Source organism: Actibacterium pelagium, assembly GCF_002285415.1.
Taxonomy (GTDB): domain Bacteria; phylum Pseudomonadota; class Alphaproteobacteria; order Rhodobacterales; family Rhodobacteraceae; genus Actibacterium_B; species Actibacterium_B pelagium.
The window spans coordinates 279,642-293,609 of record NZ_NSBU01000006.1; the positions used below are offsets into that span (position 1 = coordinate 279,642).

Below are 13,968 nucleotides of genomic sequence, written 5' to 3' on the forward strand. Positions count from 1 at the left end.
ACTGGCGCTTTCCAAGTTGGAATGGCAGCCATAGGAGGGGGACCATGGCAATAGGACACCACGAATTCATAGGCGACGTGCCGCGCAACTACGACGAATGCCTAGGACCGAATATTTTCGATTTTTACGCCCGTGATCTGGCCGAGCGTGTGGCGGCTTTGCTACCGAACCACCTTTTGGAAATCGGGGCGGGGACCGGGATCGTGACCCGGCACTTGCGCGACCGACTTGGGCCGACGGTCGAGGTGACGGCAACCGACCTGAATCCGCCCATGCTGACCTTTGCACAGGCAAAGTTCGACGGAGAGCCGGGCATCCATTTTACCGAGGCCGATGCGCAGGATTTGCCCTTCGATGACAACAGTTTCGACGTGGTCGCCTGCCAGTTCGTTCACATGTTCTTTCCCGACCGTGACAAGGCCCATGCCGAAGCCGCGCGGGTGCTGAATCCGGGTGGAACCTATCTGTTCTCGACGTGGAGCAGTTTTGCAAAGAACCCCTTTGCACAGATCGTCTATGAGACGCTGGCCGAGGTGTTCTCGGGCGATCCGCCGGGGTTTTACAGGGTGCCATTCTCTTTGCACGACCCCGACGCCATGATGACAGAGCTGGAAGATGCCGGGATCGGCACGGTGCAGCATGTGGCGATTGATCATAAACGGGTCGTGCCGGACTTCCTGCATTTCGCGCGGGGACTGGTATATGGAAATCCGTCGATCGAGGAAGTGCGAGAACGCGGCGGCAACCCGGAAGAAATCCAAGCCGAGATCGCCGAACGGCTGCGGTTCCGTTTCGGACGGGAACCTGCGCCGATGCCGCTACAGGCCCATGTCTTTGAAGTGACAGTTCACTGAACAGCGGTGACGTTCCGGGCTATCTGTTCGAAATGCTTGTCCCATGTGCCGCAGCACCCGCCGACGATGTCGACATTGGGATAGCGACGCACCAGATCGCCCATCAACTGTCCCAGTTCCACTGGGTCACCCTCTTCGATGTGACCAAGGCGGCAAAGCGAGACTTTTTCCATCTTCGAGGCGTTCGGGCGCAAGGACCGGATGCGATCGGTCCAACTGCCCGGTTCCAGGGCGGGTTCGAACTCGACCGGGTGTGAACAGTTGATGCCATAGCTGTCGGGCTTCCGGTCGCCCGCGCGCTGGTCGGTCAGTTCAATGGCCTCGCGCAGGCTGGGGCCGGATTTCAGCTTGTGAGAGCTGTCGAGCGTGAAGCTAAGGCTAAGTGGCAGGCCCGCCTCGGCTGCGGCGCGGGAAAGGCCGACGGCCTCGGGGATGTTGTTGAAGGTGGCGCCCCAGACAAGGTCGACCTTGGCCGCCTTTAACGTGGCCATTTGCGTGGCGTGATATTCTTGGGCGCTGTCCTCGGTGATGTCTTCGTTCAGCGAATAGGCGTCACCACGTGGGCCAGCGCAGCCACAAATCACGACTGCGGGTAACTGGTCAGCGTAAGGGGCAGAGACCTCGCGCAGGAAGTCGATGCAGCGATGTTGGAAATCGGCCAGCGCGTCTGCCGAATAGCCCAGCTTGCGGCCCCAATCCGGGCTGGCCCGGTAATCCAACCCGGCCATCAACGCCCCCATCCCCCAAGCCGCGGCCACGTCCAGATAGCGGCGGTACATGTCTTTCAGGTCGATCATGGCCTGCGGGTTGTCGACAAGTTCGAACATGGCGAACTCGCGTAGGGGGTGACCATGGCGATACATGATCTCTGTCTCGATGCCACCTTCGGCAAGGTAGAACACGCCGTCTTTGCGAGGGAGCGGAACGGTTTTTGCGGACATGGCAAATTCCTCTCGGTGGATTGGAGATTGGGGTATCGTAGCATAGGGTTGAAACAGCACAAAATTGGACCACAGGAGCGGGAGATGGCCGAAGGTATTGCAGAACGAATTGGTGTCGCGGGTCTGGGGCGAATGGGTCAGGCCATCGCCGAAAGCTGCGCCAAAGCGGGATATTCGGTGGCGGGCTGGACACGCAGTGGCGTGACCCCCGAGGCGGCGCAGGCTTTGGGTATTGCGCCCTGCCAGACGCTTGCGGAACTGGCTGCGGGCAGTGACATCGTGATCCTCTCTTTATTCGACGATGCGGCTGTTTCCGAGGTACTGGGCCAATTGGTGCAGGCTAACCTGAGCGGCAAGTTGGTGGTGGACACCAGCACCGTGTCGCCGGGTACATTGCGGGCCGCCGAAGCCGCGGTTAACGTTGCCGGGGCTCTGGCGGTGGATGCTCCGATTTCCGGAGGGCCCGAAATGGTGCGCGGCGGGGTCTCTGGCGTGTTCATGGGCGGGGCCGAGGAGGCCGTGCAGCGCTTTGCCCCGGTTGCGGCGATCCTGTCGGACAAGGCGGCGCATATCGGCGACTTGGGGCAGGGGCTGGCGGCAAAGATCGTGAACAACACGGTGATTGGCGGCTATCTGGAGATTCTGAAGGAAGCAGTGCAGACCGGTAAACGCGCCGGCCTGACGATGGAGGCCATGATGGGGTTGCTTAGCAAAAGTCCGGTGGCCAATCCCTTTCTGATGCATCGTTTGCCTGTGCTTCTGGGAGAGGAGGGCTGGGTCGGGTTCGCGGCCAACGGGGCGCGCAAGGACGCGATCCTCTTTTGGGAAACCGCTGATGCCTTGGGGGTCGAGGCCCCGGCGCTGAAGGCCTATATGGAAAGCGCGACTGCCTTTGTGGAGGAAGGTGGCGGAGAGGAGGACGTCGCCATGATCGTCCGCAGCGCTTATCTGAATGCGTGATGGTCTGAATTTCAGTGCCGCGGCGCATTGCTGCACTTGAAAACCGGGGTAATTTCGGGTGATAAGACCCCGGAATAGACGGAGAGTTCCATGCAAGCCAGAATCTATCAGCCCGCCCGTAACGCCATGCAGTCCGGCACCGCCAAAACCCACGACTGGGTTCTGGAGTTTGCCCATGACACCGCGCGCAAGGTGGACCCGCTGATGGGCTGGACCGGCTCGCCCGACACGCAGTCTCAGGTCCGGATGAAGTTCCCGACCAAGGAAGCGGCCATCGAATACGCCAAGGCGAACGACATCGCCTTCACCGTGACCGAGCCGCACAAGCGTAAGCCCAACATCCGCGCCAATGGCTATGGCGAGAACTTCGCAACCAACCGCCGGACCGTCTGGACCCACTAATGACGGTCGAGAGGGTCGCAGCGCTTGATGATCAGGTCGCCGCGATTCTGGATCGGCATTTTGCGCTGATGCGCTCTCAAAGCCCTGAAGAAAGCTGCCATGTGATGGAACCCGGCGCCCTGTTCGACAGCGGCGCCGATGTTTTTGTGTGGCGGGAAGAGGGCCGGGTGCTGGGGATCGGGGCGCTGAAACCCTTTGCGCCGGGGCATGGAGAGTTGAAATCCATGCACACGCTGTCCGAAGCACGGGGTCGTGGCATCGGGGCGGCAATCCTGACGCGCCTGTTCGAAGAGGCCCGCGCGCAGGGGCTGACCCGGCTTAGCCTTGAAACCGGTTCGTTCGATGCCTTTGTGCCGGCAAGACAGCTTTATGCGCGGTTCGGGTTTGTCGAATGTCCGCCGTTCGGGGATTATGTCGAGGATCCGTTGAGCACTTTCATGACGCTAAGCATTTAAGGCGGGCTAGCTCGCGACCTTGGCCGACTTGGCTATGATCTTTCCGGCTTCTTTGGAAATCTGCTTGATCATCGCAGGGGTCCAAAGCTTAGCGCGTAACTCTTTTTCGAAGGCGGCAGGCGACATCGGACCTTTCCATTTGTCGTAGATGTCGCCAACGACCGCATCGAAGACTTTGGAGGTGGTCTTGTTGATGGCCGCTGCAATTTGATCGGTCGCTTTCTTGTCGACCATACTGATGTGAATGGTGCGTCCCTTGGCCTGTTTCGAGGCCTCGGCCAGTGCCGCATCCCACAGCATCTTTTCATGACGCGGATCCATATTGTCGGCGGCGTTCTTGGCAAATTTCTCGATCACTTTACCAACCGGACCCAGGGCAGCGCCTTTCACGAAGTTCATGACCATGTTGTTGAGGAACTTGTCCATGGTCATGGTTTTGTCGCCCTTGGCCATCTTGGCCGCGTCTTTCAGGGCATCTTCTACCGTTTTCTTCAAGCCTTCGGTCATAAGGAACATGGCGGCTTTCTTCAGTGCCGTCTTGGACAGCAGTTTGAAGCCGGTTTCCTTGGCCAGTTTGGGAAGAAGCTTTTCAACCGCGGCCTCGACAACATGTTTGCCGCCAGAGCCGCCTTTCGTGAAATAGCCTATGATGGCCCCGATGCTGCCGTCGATTACAACGTTCAGAAGCGCACCACCCGGGGTCCAGTTCTTCTTGCCAGCTGACCAGTTCCCTACTTCTGAAGCTGCGGATTCCGTCGTCGCCACGGCAGCGCCACCAATAACAGCTGATGCAAGCGCACCTGTGCCAAGCGCGGCCCCGGCTGCCGGGGCGGCGAAAATGCCGACGAAGGTGAAAGAAGCCGTTTTAGTGAAGGTCAGTCCCGTCACCCAATTGCCACCACCTTCGATCATCTGGATGCGGTAGTTCCGCATCTTGTTGACCGCATCGTTCACGGCCATTTCGCATTTCGGGTATATCGTCGAAAACTTCTTGATGTCGCCCGCCGCAAGCGCCCCTTCGACCTGCTGATAGCACTTGATCGCATGGGTCATCATCGACTTCGGTGGAAGGTTCGCGCCGCGCGTGGTTTCGATGCACAAAGAAACGAACCACTGGTCCTTGTTCAGTTTGTCGAAGTGTTCCCATTCAAACATCGCGGCTTCTGCGTTGATTTTCATCTGAAGTACGGGGCCGCGGCGCAGGTCCCTGATCAGTTTCTTCTTGTAAGCTTGGTACTCTTTCTCGGTCATGCCGACCACTTTGCCGCCGACCTTGAAATAGTGTTTGGGCTGTTCTTTCTCGACCTTGCCAGTCTTCATTGCCCGCGCGATGACTGAAGCGGTCTCGGCGTCGACAACGCCAGATTTCTTTAGTCCGGCCATTCCTTGCATTTGCTTCAAGGCGGCCGTGGTTTTCTTTCCGACGATCCCATCGACGGAAAGGGGCGGTTTCGGTTTTACGACGCGGTTTAACAGCTCTTGAAGCTTCTTAGCCCGCGCTGGAGGCAGCTTGGTCATTAAAAAACTCCATTAAATAGGCGAATTTCATCATGGGGTCGGGATTCGGTCAAGTCAGCGGACCTGACAGGTCTTGCCGAAGCCCGACGGTCCCTGTATCCGCAGATGACCGGACAGTGTTCCGGTTTAAGTGCGGTCCCTTAGCTCAACTGGATAGAGCAGCTGACTTCTAATCAGCAGGTTGAGGGTTCGAGTCCTTCAGGGATCGCCATTTTCCAACATCTCGCCTAGGGCGCGCGGCGCAGTGCCAGTGCGCAGAGGACGATCAGCACAGCCGACAGCAGGAACGGGGCGCCGGGCAGTTGGAACGAAAGCTCTTCCTTCGTGGCAGCCGCGAAGACCCGGGTCATGATCAGTGGAGAGATGATCACCGCCAGCGAGCGGACGGATGTGGCCGCGCCCTGAAGCTCTCCTTGCTGGTTGGCCGGGGTGGCCTTGGACATCAGCCCCTGCATCGCGGGGATGGTGATCACGCCAAGGGCTGACATCGGGATCATAAGCATCAGCAGCGTGCCGTTGCTGATGAACCCAAGGGCGACGAAGCTGACAAGGCTGAAACCAAGCCCGGCGAACATCGTGTTACGCTCCCCCAGTTTTTTCAGGAACAGGCGGATCAGAACGGTTTGGGTGACGGCGATCGAGATGCCGTAGATGGCCAAAGTCGTGCCGATGGTCGCGGTGCTCCAACCAAATCGGGCTTGTGTGAAATAGGCCCAGATCACCGGATAGACGTAGAAGGCAAATTCAAACAGGAAGAAGGCCACAAAAAGCGGGTTCAGCCCGGGCAGGCGGCGCATCTGGCGCAGGGCGCCGATGGGGTTGGCGCGGGACCACTGAAACGGGCGCTGCTTGTCCTTGCCAAGCGTCTCGGGCAGGACGAAGAGACCGAAGAGCGCGTTCAGCCCCGCCAGTGCGGCGGCGGCAAGGAAGGGGGTGCGCGGGCCGAACTCTCCCAGCCAGCCGCCGATCATGGGGCCAAGGATGAAGCCAACACCAAAGGCCGCGCTCAGCAGGCCGAAGCGGGCCGATTTCTTTTCGGGCGTCGAGATATCGGCGATATAGGCGGTTGCGATGGGCTGGGTGGCCGCGGTGATCCCGGCCACGAGGCGCGCAGCCAGCAGCAGCCAGATGGTCGAGGCAACCGCCATCACCACGTAATCGGCCGCCATCACCACCAGCGAGATCAGCAGGATCGGCCGCCGCCCAAACCGGTCGGACAGATTGCCCATGACCGGGCCAAAGACGAACTGCATCACCGCGAAAGAGGTCGTCAGGATGCCGCCCCAGACGGCCGCGGTGCCAAGGGTGCCGCCTTGTACCTCTTGCAGGAGGTCAGGCATGACCGGCAGGATCAGACCGATCCCCATGGCGTCGATCACCATCGTGATAAGGATGAATATCAGCGGCAGTCTGGAAGCCACGGGCTACAATCCCTTCAGGATTTCGATCAGCTGGTTTGGCTGGGTCATCATCGGTAGGTGACCGCAGTCCATTTCATAGCGTTCGGTGACACCATGGGCGTCTTGCATCCATGTTTGAAGCTCTGTCGGGATGGTGCGGTCCTGCAGACAGGTGACATAGGCCTTGGGGACGCTTTCGAAAGCTTTGCCAAGCGAGATCACATCGGTCTGCGGGCTGTTGGGCTGCACTTGAAGGTAGGCCGCGATCTGGGCCTGCATGGTCTCGGACGCGTCATGGGCCAGAAGGGCCATCGCAGGCATCGGGTCCAGCAAGGTGGTGCCGTCAACCGGTCCGGGTAACAAAACATCTGTCATATTGTTGGGGAACATGCGCATCAGGTCCAACAGGCTGTCGCCATGGCGGGGCAGGAAGGCACTGATATAGGCCAGTTTTCGGACGTGCGGGGCAGCCCGTTCTGCCGCGCCAGAGACCGCCATCCCGCCCATAGAGTGGCCGACCAGCAGGGCTGGCGGGCCACTTTCAAGCTCTTCAACAACGCGGTCGATATAGTCGTCCAACGTGACCTCTTCCGGTGGGGTCGGGTCGTCCCCGTGGCCGGGCATGTCCAGCGCCGTGACATCATAGCCCGCGCGACGCAAGGCTCGGGTCAGGGGCCCCCAGCTGAGGCTGGAGCCCCAAGCGCCGTGGACCAGTACGATGCGTTCAGCCATGAGCGATGTCCCGCAGGAACCCTGTAAGCACAGCGGCGTAGTCTTCGGGAACCTCGATGCAGGGCATGTGGCCGGCATTGCGGAACAGATGGAAGCGCGAGCCTTTGATCAGGTCGGCTGTCTCGCGCACCAGATCGGCAGGTGTGGTGCCGTCGAAACTGCTGGCCAGCGCCAGTGTCGGCAGGGTCAGGCCAGAGGTGGGCGTATAGAAATCCGTGCCGGAAATCGCGGCGCAGCTGCCGCAGTAGCCTTCGACCGGGGTGGCGGCCATCATCTCGACCCAAGGCTGTTGAAGGCCCGCGTCCAGGAATTTCTTGGTGAACCAACGCGGCATGACCACGTCGCAAAGCGCCCCGACGCCCTGGGCCCGCGCGATGTCGGCGCGTTCCTGCCATTGCTTGGGCTGGCCGATCTTGGCGGCGGTGTTCGACAGAACCATCGCGCGCACCTGATCCAGTCGTTTCACCGCCAGACCCTGGGCCACCATCCCGCCCAAAGACAGGCCGACAAAGACGCAATCGCGAATGTCCAAGGCGTCCAGAAAGCGTTCTGCATCCCGAACTAGCGCGCCCATGGAATAGGGGCCGTCTGGGACGCTAGAGGCGCCGTGCCCCCGCCCGTCATAGGTCACCAGTCGCAGGCCTTGGGGCATCAGGGGTAGGATCGGCTCCCATATTTTCTTACTGGTCCCAAGCGCATGGGCAAAGACCACCGCCGGGCCAGAGCCCTGATCGGTATAGTTCAGCTGGACGTCTCCGAGATCACAAATAGGCATCAGTCCACCCGGATATGCGCCATGATCTGACCGTGGTCAGAAGCAAGCTTGTTATAGGGGGCTTCGGGGTGCGAGCCGTCGGTCAGGTGGTCATTGAAGACGCTGAAATATTCCATCTCGCCCATGGTGTTGTCTGCTTCGGGCAGGAAGTGGCGCGACAGGAAAATCTGGTCGATGCTTTCATAGACCCCGCCAAAGGCCGAGGTATAGACCATGTCGCGCAGCGATTTCTTGACGAAAAGCTTTTCAGCCGAATGCAGGCGCACCCGTTCGACATCTGCTGTGATCTGCAGGTTCTCTTCCTTCGAATACCGGTCGTTATACTCTTTGGCGTCGTGGCGCAGCATCCAGCCATAGTTCTTGAAGGGGATCTCTCCCGAGATGATCTCGGAGCTGACCGCGTGTTCGCCATCGTTGAAATCACCCAGAACCATGACGGGGCGGTTGAACTTGAGTTCTTCCAGGATGGCGCGGCGCAGTACCCAGGCCTCGGCCATGCGGCGCACGGCAGAGCGCAGGCTGCCCATGGCGCGACCAAGCGGGTCATAGCGGGTCAGATCCTGTTCGGGGGCGAACTCGGCCCCGGCAGGTTTGTGATATTCGCCCAGCTTTGACTTGAGGTGACAGTTGAAGACGGTGATGACCTGTTCGCCCACGGGCACGCGAACCTTCAGGATCGGGCGAGAGATACGGTGCAGGCGGAAGACGCCTGCGTCCTTGTCCCCGGTCAGGCCGCGCAGGGGCTGAAACGGAATTTCCAGCGGTTCGTCCAGATCCTGAATGATCTCTGGCGGTTCGACAAAGCCGAAACGCGACAGGATGGCGACGCCGGGGCGACGCTGGCCCGGGACGCCTTCGTCGGCAGAGTTCGGCGCAAAGGCCAGCGCGGCCTCGTCATAGGGGGTGTAGCCCAGTTTCCGGAAGATCGCCTTTTTGTGGTAGCCCTTGGATTTGTCGGGGATCGAGGCGTCGTTCAACGCGTTGCCGCGTTCGTCGGTCTCGTCGATGACCGAGCGCAGGGCGTCGCCGTCAAAGATTTCCTGAAAGCAGACAATATCGGCGTTCATGGACAGAAGTTGCTCTGCCACCCAGTCCTCTTTCCACGCGTATTCCTCGGGGGTGTAGGACTGGAACTCGTAATATTCCTGATCGGCACCGATCAGGTTTTTGACGTTGAAGCTGGCAATGGTGAAGCGGGGCATGGCGTGTCCTGTTCGCGAGGTAGGCGTCAGAAATTATAGGGCGAGCGGCAGAGCGCTACGGTGGATTTCCGGAAGCTATCCCGGTTTTCCGGGTCGGCAGCGTTCAAGAAAGGCGCGGACGGCCGACAGGCTTTCGGGTTCGTCCAGAAATGGAACATGGCCCCGGTCCGGCACATTGGCGTAAATGATATCGGGGCGGCGGTTCTGCATCTCTACGGCTGTTTCGTACGACAAAAGTTTAGAGTTCGCCCCGCGGATCAGGGCAACCGGCATGCCATCAAGCGCGTCGAACATGGGCCAGGCATCGGGCAGTTCCGCGTCGTAATCAGCGACGAACGGGTCCCGCAGGGCGGGGTCATAGCGAATGACCAGCCCGTCTTCGGTTTCTTTGAAGTGATGTTCGGATTCCTCTAGCCAGCGTTCATGGGGGACGTTGTCATACCCGGGGGTGTAGGCCAGCAAATCGGCCATCTGTTCATGGGTCTTGGCAGGCGGGTTGCGGCCCACATATTCGAAGATCATTTCCAGCCCTTCGCGTTCGATCACCGGGCCGATGTCGTTCATGCAAAGACCTTTTATGCGCCCCGGTACAGTCGCCCCAAGCGCCATGCCGATCAGCCCCCCGCGAGAGGTGCCGAGAATGGGAACCGATTTCAGCCCCAGATGGTCCAAGAGGGCAATGGCGTCCTGCGCTTCTTGGGCGATCGTGTAGGTGTCGGGGCCAGAGTATTCGGACAAGCCGCGCCCGCGATAATCCATGCAGATCATCCGGACGCCGTCCAGATGCGGCTCTAGATAGTCGAAATCGTGCATGTTGCGGGTCAACCCGGCCAGACATAGCAGGGGCTTACCCTTACCCGGGTCGCGATAGGCAATCTTGGTGCCGTCATCGGCCTTGAAAGAATGGATCATGCGCGGCCTGCAAGGTCTGGAATGGTGGTAAGATCGGAAAGAACATGGGCGGGGGTCCACGGCAACCGGTCAACCGGTGCGCTTGTTCGGTTCACCCAGGCGGTGGTAAAGCCATAACCGGTGGCACAGCCCGCATCCCAGCCATTCGACGAGACGAACAGGACCTCATCCCTTGCACAGCCAAAGCGCGCTTCGACAAGGTCATAGACAGAGGCATGGGGCTTGAAGACGCCGACGCTTTCGACCGACAGGACATCGTCAAGAAGGTCCTCTAAATCGGCAGAGGTCACGGCACCGCTCAGCATGTCCGGAGACCCGTTCGACAGAATCGCGGTATTCTTGCCCATCTGTTTGAGCTGGCTCAGCATTTCGGGCACTTCCGGGTAGGCCGACAGTTCCCAATAGAGCGCAAGCAGCCGTTCCCGAAGACCGGGGTCCGACAGGTTCGAGGCCTCCATCGCCCAGTCCAGACCGTCTTGCGTTACCTTCCAGAAATCTGTGTGTGCGCCGGTCACGGCCCGCAGCCAGCTGTATTCCAGCTGTTTGAGCCGCCAGTCGCTGGCAATCTTGGGCCAGATATCGCGGATCGCCTCGGCCCCGGGTTCTGCTGCGGCCTCTCGTGCGGCAGCGGTCACGTCGAACAAGGTGCCATAGGCGTCGAAGATACAGGTGGTGATGGTCATATTGCCCCCATTTGGGGCAGATTTGCACAAACCGTCCTTCCGCGAAAGAGGGGGAATTTGTCTTTGCCCGACGGGGTTTACTTGGGGCAGGGGATCGTTAGGTTAAGCGCTTCCGAATTTTCAGCCCCGAAAGGCCCCCCGATGACCCAGATCAAAAGCGGCGATACCGTGAAACTGCACTACACCGGTTCGTTGAACGACGGCACGGTGTTCGACAGCTCTGAAGGGCGCGAACCGCTGGAGTTCACTGTGGGCGCGGGCCACGTGATCGTTGGCTTGGACAAGGCGCTGCCGGGCATGGAAGTGGGCGAGAAGAAAACCGTCGAAATCCCTGCGGACGAGGCCTATGGCCCCTATATGGACGACGCACGTCAGGAAGTTCCGCGCAGCCAGATCCCGCCGACCATTGAGCTTCAGGATGGTATGATGCTGCAGATGCAGATGCCGTCGGGCCAGTCGGTGCCGGTCACTGTGGCCTCTGTTACCGAAGAGACCGTCGTGCTGGACGCAAACCACCGGCTGGCAGGCAAGGACCTGACCTTCGCGATCGAGATCGTCTCGATCTCTTAAGGCGCTGTACGCAGCGCCGCTGCTGGTGTCCGCCGGAAGGGTCGGTCTGAACCGGACCGACCGTTTCTTGAACAGGCAGGACGCCAGACGGTAGCGTGGTTCACGCGAATAAGAACGACCCCAACCCTAAGGGACAACGAATGAGTACTCCGACAGTAATGATTGCAGGTGGCGGCATTGGCGGTTTGGCGCTTGCGCTGACTTTGAACCAGATTGGCGTGCGCTGCACTGTGTTCGAAACTGTAACCGAGCTGAAACCGCTGGGGGTGGGCATCAACATCCAGCCCAACGCGGTACGCGAGTTGTTGGACCTTGGGATTTCCACGGATGAGCTGGACGAAGTCGGCCTGCCTGCACTTGAATGGGCGCTGGTGGGGCGGAACGGGAACGACATCTATGCCGAGCCCCGAGGACTGGAAGCCGGGTACAACTGGCCGCAATACGCCGTGCACCGCGGCAAGTTCCACATGTTGCTTTACCGCAAGCTGGTGGAACGAGCGGGCCCTGAATCCGTCCGTCTTGGGTGCCGTGTAACAGGCTATACCAACAACGCGGATGGAACCGTCACCGCCCAGATCGAGACCAGCGATGGTCAGGTGATCTCGGAAACAGCAGGTCTTTTGATTGGGGCCGATGGCATCCACTCGGCAGTTCGAGCGCAGATGCATCCCGATCAACCCCCCATCCACTGGGGCGGGGCCATCATGTGGCGCGGTACCACCCGGGCCAAACCCATTCGCACCGGGTCGTCTTTCATCGGGCTGGGCACGTCCAAGCATCGGATGGTCATCTACCCGATCTCGCACCCGGACGAGGAAGGCTACGCTCAGATCAACTGGATCGCCGAGGTCACCTATGACAATCCGTCAGAACGCGGAACAGGTTGGTTCAAACCCGTCGGGCTTGAGGATTTTGCGCACCATTTTGATGGCTGGACATGGGATTGGCTGGATGTGCCCGCGCTGTTTCAGGGGTCTGAAGTGGCATATGAAAACCCGATGATCGACCGCGACCCGATCCCGACATGGATCGACGGTCAGGTGGGGCTTATGGGGGACGCCGCCCATGCCATGTATCCAACCGGGTCGAACGGTGCGTCACAGGCAATTATCGACGCCCGGGTGATGGGGCAGAAGATGGTCGAGCATGGCGCGACCGCCGAAGCGCTCGCCGCCTATGACGAAGAACTGTGCGGTCCCGTTTCCCAACTGATCTTGCGCAACCGGGACGCCGGGCCTTTCGGGCTTCTGAATATGGTCGAAGACCGCTGCGGCGGAGAGTTCGACAATATTGATGATGTGATCCCGGCAGAAGAACGCGCAGCCTTTATGGCGGGTTACAAAAAAGCTGCTGGTTTTGCGATCGAACGCCTGAACAATTCACCGCGCACGATCCCCGAGGGTGCCAAAGCCGGTTAGAGCGTATCCAGATACGCTCTGGTCGCGTTTTGCACGTGTCGAAAGCGGTCTCCGCCAAGGTGTTTCCCGCCGTACCAGCGGGTAACCACGACGATGTGGTTGTACAGGCCTTCGCGTTCCAGCATTCGCAGGATCACCATTCCTGCGCCGCTTTCCCCATCATCATTCTTGACCGGGCCTGCATCGGTTAGCAGGCCCCAAGTGTTATGGGTCGCCTTGGCGAATTTCTTCTTACGGCATAGCTGTTTGATAAAGGCTTTTGCCTCGGCGTCAGAAGCGCAGGGGCCACCCGAGACCGCGTATTTGGAACCGCGGTCCGAGATGATGTTGTCGAGTGTCCGCAAGGGCCTGGGTTACAGGTTTTCCGGCTGCGGCATGCCCAGAACGTGGTACCCGCCATCGACGCGGATGATCTCGCCGGTCGTGCAGGCCCCTTGCGGAGAGCAAAGGTAAACCGCTGTGCCGCCGACGGCTTCCAACGTCGCGTTGGCGCGCAGGGGGGCGTTGGCCTCGGTCTGGCGGAAGGTCTTGCGTGCGCCGCCGATGGCAGCCCCGGCCAGTGTCTTCATCGGGCCGGGAGAAATCGCGTTGACGCGGATGCCGTCGGGGCCAAGGTCGTTGGCCAGATAGCGCACGGTGCTTTCCAGCGCGGCCTTTGCCACACCCATGACGTTGTAGAACGGGGTCACACGGTTCGACCCCTGATAGGTCAGTGTGATGATCGAACCGCCCTCGGGCATCAGCTCTGCCGCGCGGCGGGAGACGTCGATCAGCGAGTAGCACGAGATCGACAGAGAGTTCTTGAAGTTGTCGCGGCTGGTGTTGACGAACCGGCCCGTCAGCTCGTTCTTGTCGGAATAGGCGATGGCGTGGACGACAAAGTCGATCGTGCCCCATTTGTCTTTCAGGGCAGCAAAGGCGGCGTCCATCGAGGCGTCGTCATTGACGTCGACATCGACCAGAAGGTCGGATCCAACCGACGCGGCCAAAGGTTCGACGCGCTTGCCGAACGCCTCTCCCTGATACGAGAACGCCAGTTCCGCGCCTTCTTCGGCCAGTGCCTTGGCAATGCCCCAAGCAATAGAACGTTCGTTCGCGACCCCCATAACGAGCCCGCGTTTACCCTTCATCAAATCAGCCATTGGA

At 60.0% G+C, this 13,968-nt stretch carries 16 protein-coding genes and 1 tRNA gene; 7 read left to right on the forward strand and 10 right to left on the reverse strand.

Going from position 1 to position 13,968, the window contains the following annotated elements; genetic code table 11:
• Positions 1-44 precede the first annotated feature (44 nt).
• Complete coding sequence (locus CLM58_RS08195) at positions 45-854, forward strand: class I SAM-dependent methyltransferase (protein ID WP_095595446.1); 810 nt, start codon at positions 45-47, stop codon at positions 852-854.
• Here the strand turns inward: CLM58_RS08195 and CLM58_RS08200 are convergent.
• Positions 848-1,795, reverse strand: coding sequence for a homocysteine S-methyltransferase family protein (locus CLM58_RS08200; RefSeq protein WP_095595447.1), 948 nt, complete (start codon positions 1,793-1,795; stop codon positions 848-850). The genes CLM58_RS08195 and CLM58_RS08200 overlap by 7 nt on opposite strands.
• On the opposite strand from CLM58_RS08200, the gene CLM58_RS17005 reads away from it, so the two are divergent.
• The 3 genes from CLM58_RS17005 to CLM58_RS08215 all read left to right on the forward strand — a co-directional run bounded on the left by CLM58_RS17005 (position 1,706) and on the right by CLM58_RS08215 (position 3,612).
• Positions 1,706-2,755 carry an NAD(P)-dependent oxidoreductase gene (locus CLM58_RS17005; protein ID WP_143226545.1) on the forward strand — a complete coding sequence of 350 codons (1,050 nt, stop codon included), beginning with the start codon at positions 1,706-1,708 and terminating at the stop codon, positions 2,753-2,755. The genes CLM58_RS08200 and CLM58_RS17005 overlap by 90 nt on opposite strands.
• A 90-nt stretch (positions 2,756-2,845) precedes the next feature.
• Positions 2,846-3,157 (forward strand): ETC complex I subunit, encoded by a 312-nt coding sequence (locus tag CLM58_RS08210; protein WP_095595448.1) that lies wholly within the window; start codon positions 2,846-2,848, stop codon positions 3,155-3,157.
• Positions 3,157-3,612 (forward strand): GNAT family N-acetyltransferase, encoded by a 456-nt coding sequence (locus tag CLM58_RS08215; RefSeq protein WP_095595449.1) that lies wholly within the window; start codon positions 3,157-3,159, stop codon positions 3,610-3,612. The genes CLM58_RS08210 and CLM58_RS08215 overlap by 1 nt, the downstream gene beginning before the upstream one ends.
• A 6-nt stretch (positions 3,613-3,618) precedes the next feature.
• Here the strand turns inward: CLM58_RS08215 and CLM58_RS08220 are convergent, their stop codons facing one another.
• Positions 3,619-5,130 carry a peptidoglycan-binding domain-containing protein gene (locus CLM58_RS08220; protein WP_095595450.1) on the reverse strand — a complete coding sequence of 504 codons (1,512 nt, stop codon included), beginning with the start codon at positions 5,128-5,130 and terminating at the stop codon, positions 3,619-3,621.
• A 134-nt stretch (positions 5,131-5,264) separates the two neighbouring features.
• Here CLM58_RS08220 and CLM58_RS08225 point away from each other — a divergent pair.
• A tRNA-Arg gene (locus tag CLM58_RS08225) sits at positions 5,265-5,341 on the forward strand.
• A 16-nt stretch (positions 5,342-5,357) separates the two neighbouring features.
• On the opposite strand, the gene CLM58_RS08230 is transcribed toward CLM58_RS08225, so the two are convergent.
• The 6 genes from CLM58_RS08230 to CLM58_RS08255 all read right to left on the reverse strand — a co-directional run bounded on the left by CLM58_RS08230 (position 5,358) and on the right by CLM58_RS08255 (position 10,834).
• Positions 5,358-6,551, reverse strand: a complete 1,194-nt coding sequence (locus CLM58_RS08230) for a TCR/Tet family MFS transporter (RefSeq protein WP_229666220.1) — start codon at positions 6,549-6,551, stop codon at positions 5,358-5,360.
• Between the two features lie 3 nt (positions 6,552-6,554).
• Positions 6,555-7,262 (reverse strand): alpha/beta fold hydrolase, encoded by a 708-nt coding sequence (locus CLM58_RS08235; RefSeq protein WP_158221882.1) that lies wholly within the window; start codon positions 7,260-7,262, stop codon positions 6,555-6,557.
• Positions 7,255-8,037 carry a 3-oxoadipate enol-lactonase gene (gene pcaD / locus CLM58_RS08240; RefSeq protein ID WP_095595453.1) on the reverse strand — a complete coding sequence of 261 codons (783 nt, stop codon included), beginning with the start codon at positions 8,035-8,037 and terminating at the stop codon, positions 7,255-7,257. The genes CLM58_RS08235 and pcaD overlap by 8 nt, the downstream gene beginning before the upstream one ends.
• Positions 8,037-9,239: an endonuclease/exonuclease/phosphatase family protein gene (locus tag CLM58_RS08245; RefSeq protein WP_095595454.1), complete on the reverse strand. Its 1,203-nt coding sequence runs from the start codon at positions 9,237-9,239 to the stop codon at positions 8,037-8,039. Before CLM58_RS08245 ends, pcaD begins: the two co-directional genes overlap by 1 nt.
• 75 nt (positions 9,240-9,314) lie before the next feature.
• Entirely contained in the window at positions 9,315-10,151 is an 837-nt protein-coding gene (locus CLM58_RS08250; protein WP_095595455.1) for an alpha/beta fold hydrolase, read from the reverse strand.
• Positions 10,148-10,834: a haloacid dehalogenase type II gene (locus tag CLM58_RS08255; protein ID WP_095595456.1), complete on the reverse strand. Its 687-nt coding sequence runs from the start codon at positions 10,832-10,834 to the stop codon at positions 10,148-10,150. Before CLM58_RS08255 ends, CLM58_RS08250 begins: the two co-directional genes overlap by 4 nt.
• Positions 10,835-10,975: 141 nt before the next feature.
• On the opposite strand from CLM58_RS08255, the gene CLM58_RS08260 reads away from it, so the two are divergent.
• The gene (locus CLM58_RS08260; RefSeq protein WP_095595457.1) at positions 10,976-11,404 is read left to right on the forward strand and encodes an FKBP-type peptidyl-prolyl cis-trans isomerase; all 429 of its coding nucleotides are present in this window, start codon (positions 10,976-10,978) and stop codon (positions 11,402-11,404) included.
• Between the two features lie 140 nt (positions 11,405-11,544).
• Positions 11,545-12,822, forward strand: a complete 1,278-nt coding sequence (locus CLM58_RS08265) for a flavin-dependent oxidoreductase (RefSeq protein ID WP_095595458.1) — start codon at positions 11,545-11,547, stop codon at positions 12,820-12,822.
• Here the strand turns inward: CLM58_RS08265 and CLM58_RS08270 are convergent.
• Both CLM58_RS08270 and CLM58_RS08275 read right to left on the reverse strand, forming a co-directional pair.
• The gene (locus CLM58_RS08270) at positions 12,819-13,166 is read right to left on the reverse strand and encodes a YigZ family protein (protein ID WP_095595459.1); all 348 of its coding nucleotides are present in this window, start codon (positions 13,164-13,166) and stop codon (positions 12,819-12,821) included. The genes CLM58_RS08265 and CLM58_RS08270 overlap by 4 nt on opposite strands.
• A gap of 9 nt (positions 13,167-13,175) precedes the next feature.
• On the reverse strand, positions 13,176-13,964 hold the full coding sequence (locus CLM58_RS08275) for an enoyl-ACP reductase FabI (RefSeq protein ID WP_095595460.1): 789 nt from the start codon (positions 13,962-13,964) through the stop codon (positions 13,176-13,178).
• Positions 13,965-13,968 lie beyond the last annotated feature (4 nt).

What these genes read in the sequence shown, in the direction of transcription:
- CLM58_RS08195 (WP_095595446.1), top strand. Translation starts at nt 45, where the DNA reads ATGGCAATAGGACACCACGAATTCATAGGCGACGTGCCGCGCAACTAC.
- CLM58_RS17005 (WP_143226545.1), top strand. Translation starts at nt 1,706, where the DNA reads ATGGCGATACATGATCTCTGTCTCGATGCCACCTTCGGCAAGGTAGAA.
- CLM58_RS08200 (WP_095595447.1), bottom strand. Translation starts at nt 1,795, where the DNA reads ATGTCCGCAAAAACCGTTCCGCTCCCTCGCAAAGACGGCGTGTTCTAC.
- CLM58_RS08210 (WP_095595448.1), top strand. Translation starts at nt 2,846, where the DNA reads ATGCAAGCCAGAATCTATCAGCCCGCCCGTAACGCCATGCAGTCCGGC.
- CLM58_RS08215 (WP_095595449.1), top strand. Translation starts at nt 3,157, where the DNA reads ATGACGGTCGAGAGGGTCGCAGCGCTTGATGATCAGGTCGCCGCGATT.
- CLM58_RS08220 (WP_095595450.1), bottom strand. Translation starts at nt 5,130, where the DNA reads ATGACCAAGCTGCCTCCAGCGCGGGCTAAGAAGCTTCAAGAGCTGTTA.
- CLM58_RS08235 (WP_158221882.1), bottom strand. Translation starts at nt 7,262, where the DNA reads ATGGCTGAACGCATCGTACTGGTCCACGGCGCTTGGGGCTCCAGCCTC.
- pcaD (WP_095595453.1), bottom strand. Translation starts at nt 8,037, where the DNA reads ATGCCTATTTGTGATCTCGGAGACGTCCAGCTGAACTATACCGATCAG.
- CLM58_RS08245 (WP_095595454.1), bottom strand. Translation starts at nt 9,239, where the DNA reads ATGCCCCGCTTCACCATTGCCAGCTTCAACGTCAAAAACCTGATCGGT.
- CLM58_RS08250 (WP_095595455.1), bottom strand. Translation starts at nt 10,151, where the DNA reads ATGATCCATTCTTTCAAGGCCGATGACGGCACCAAGATTGCCTATCGC.
- CLM58_RS08255 (WP_095595456.1), bottom strand. Translation starts at nt 10,834, where the DNA reads ATGACCATCACCACCTGTATCTTCGACGCCTATGGCACCTTGTTCGAC.
- CLM58_RS08260 (WP_095595457.1), top strand. Translation starts at nt 10,976, where the DNA reads ATGACCCAGATCAAAAGCGGCGATACCGTGAAACTGCACTACACCGGT.
- CLM58_RS08265 (WP_095595458.1), top strand. Translation starts at nt 11,545, where the DNA reads ATGAGTACTCCGACAGTAATGATTGCAGGTGGCGGCATTGGCGGTTTG.
- CLM58_RS08275 (WP_095595460.1), bottom strand. Translation starts at nt 13,964, where the DNA reads ATGGCTGATTTGATGAAGGGTAAACGCGGGCTCGTTATGGGGGTCGCG.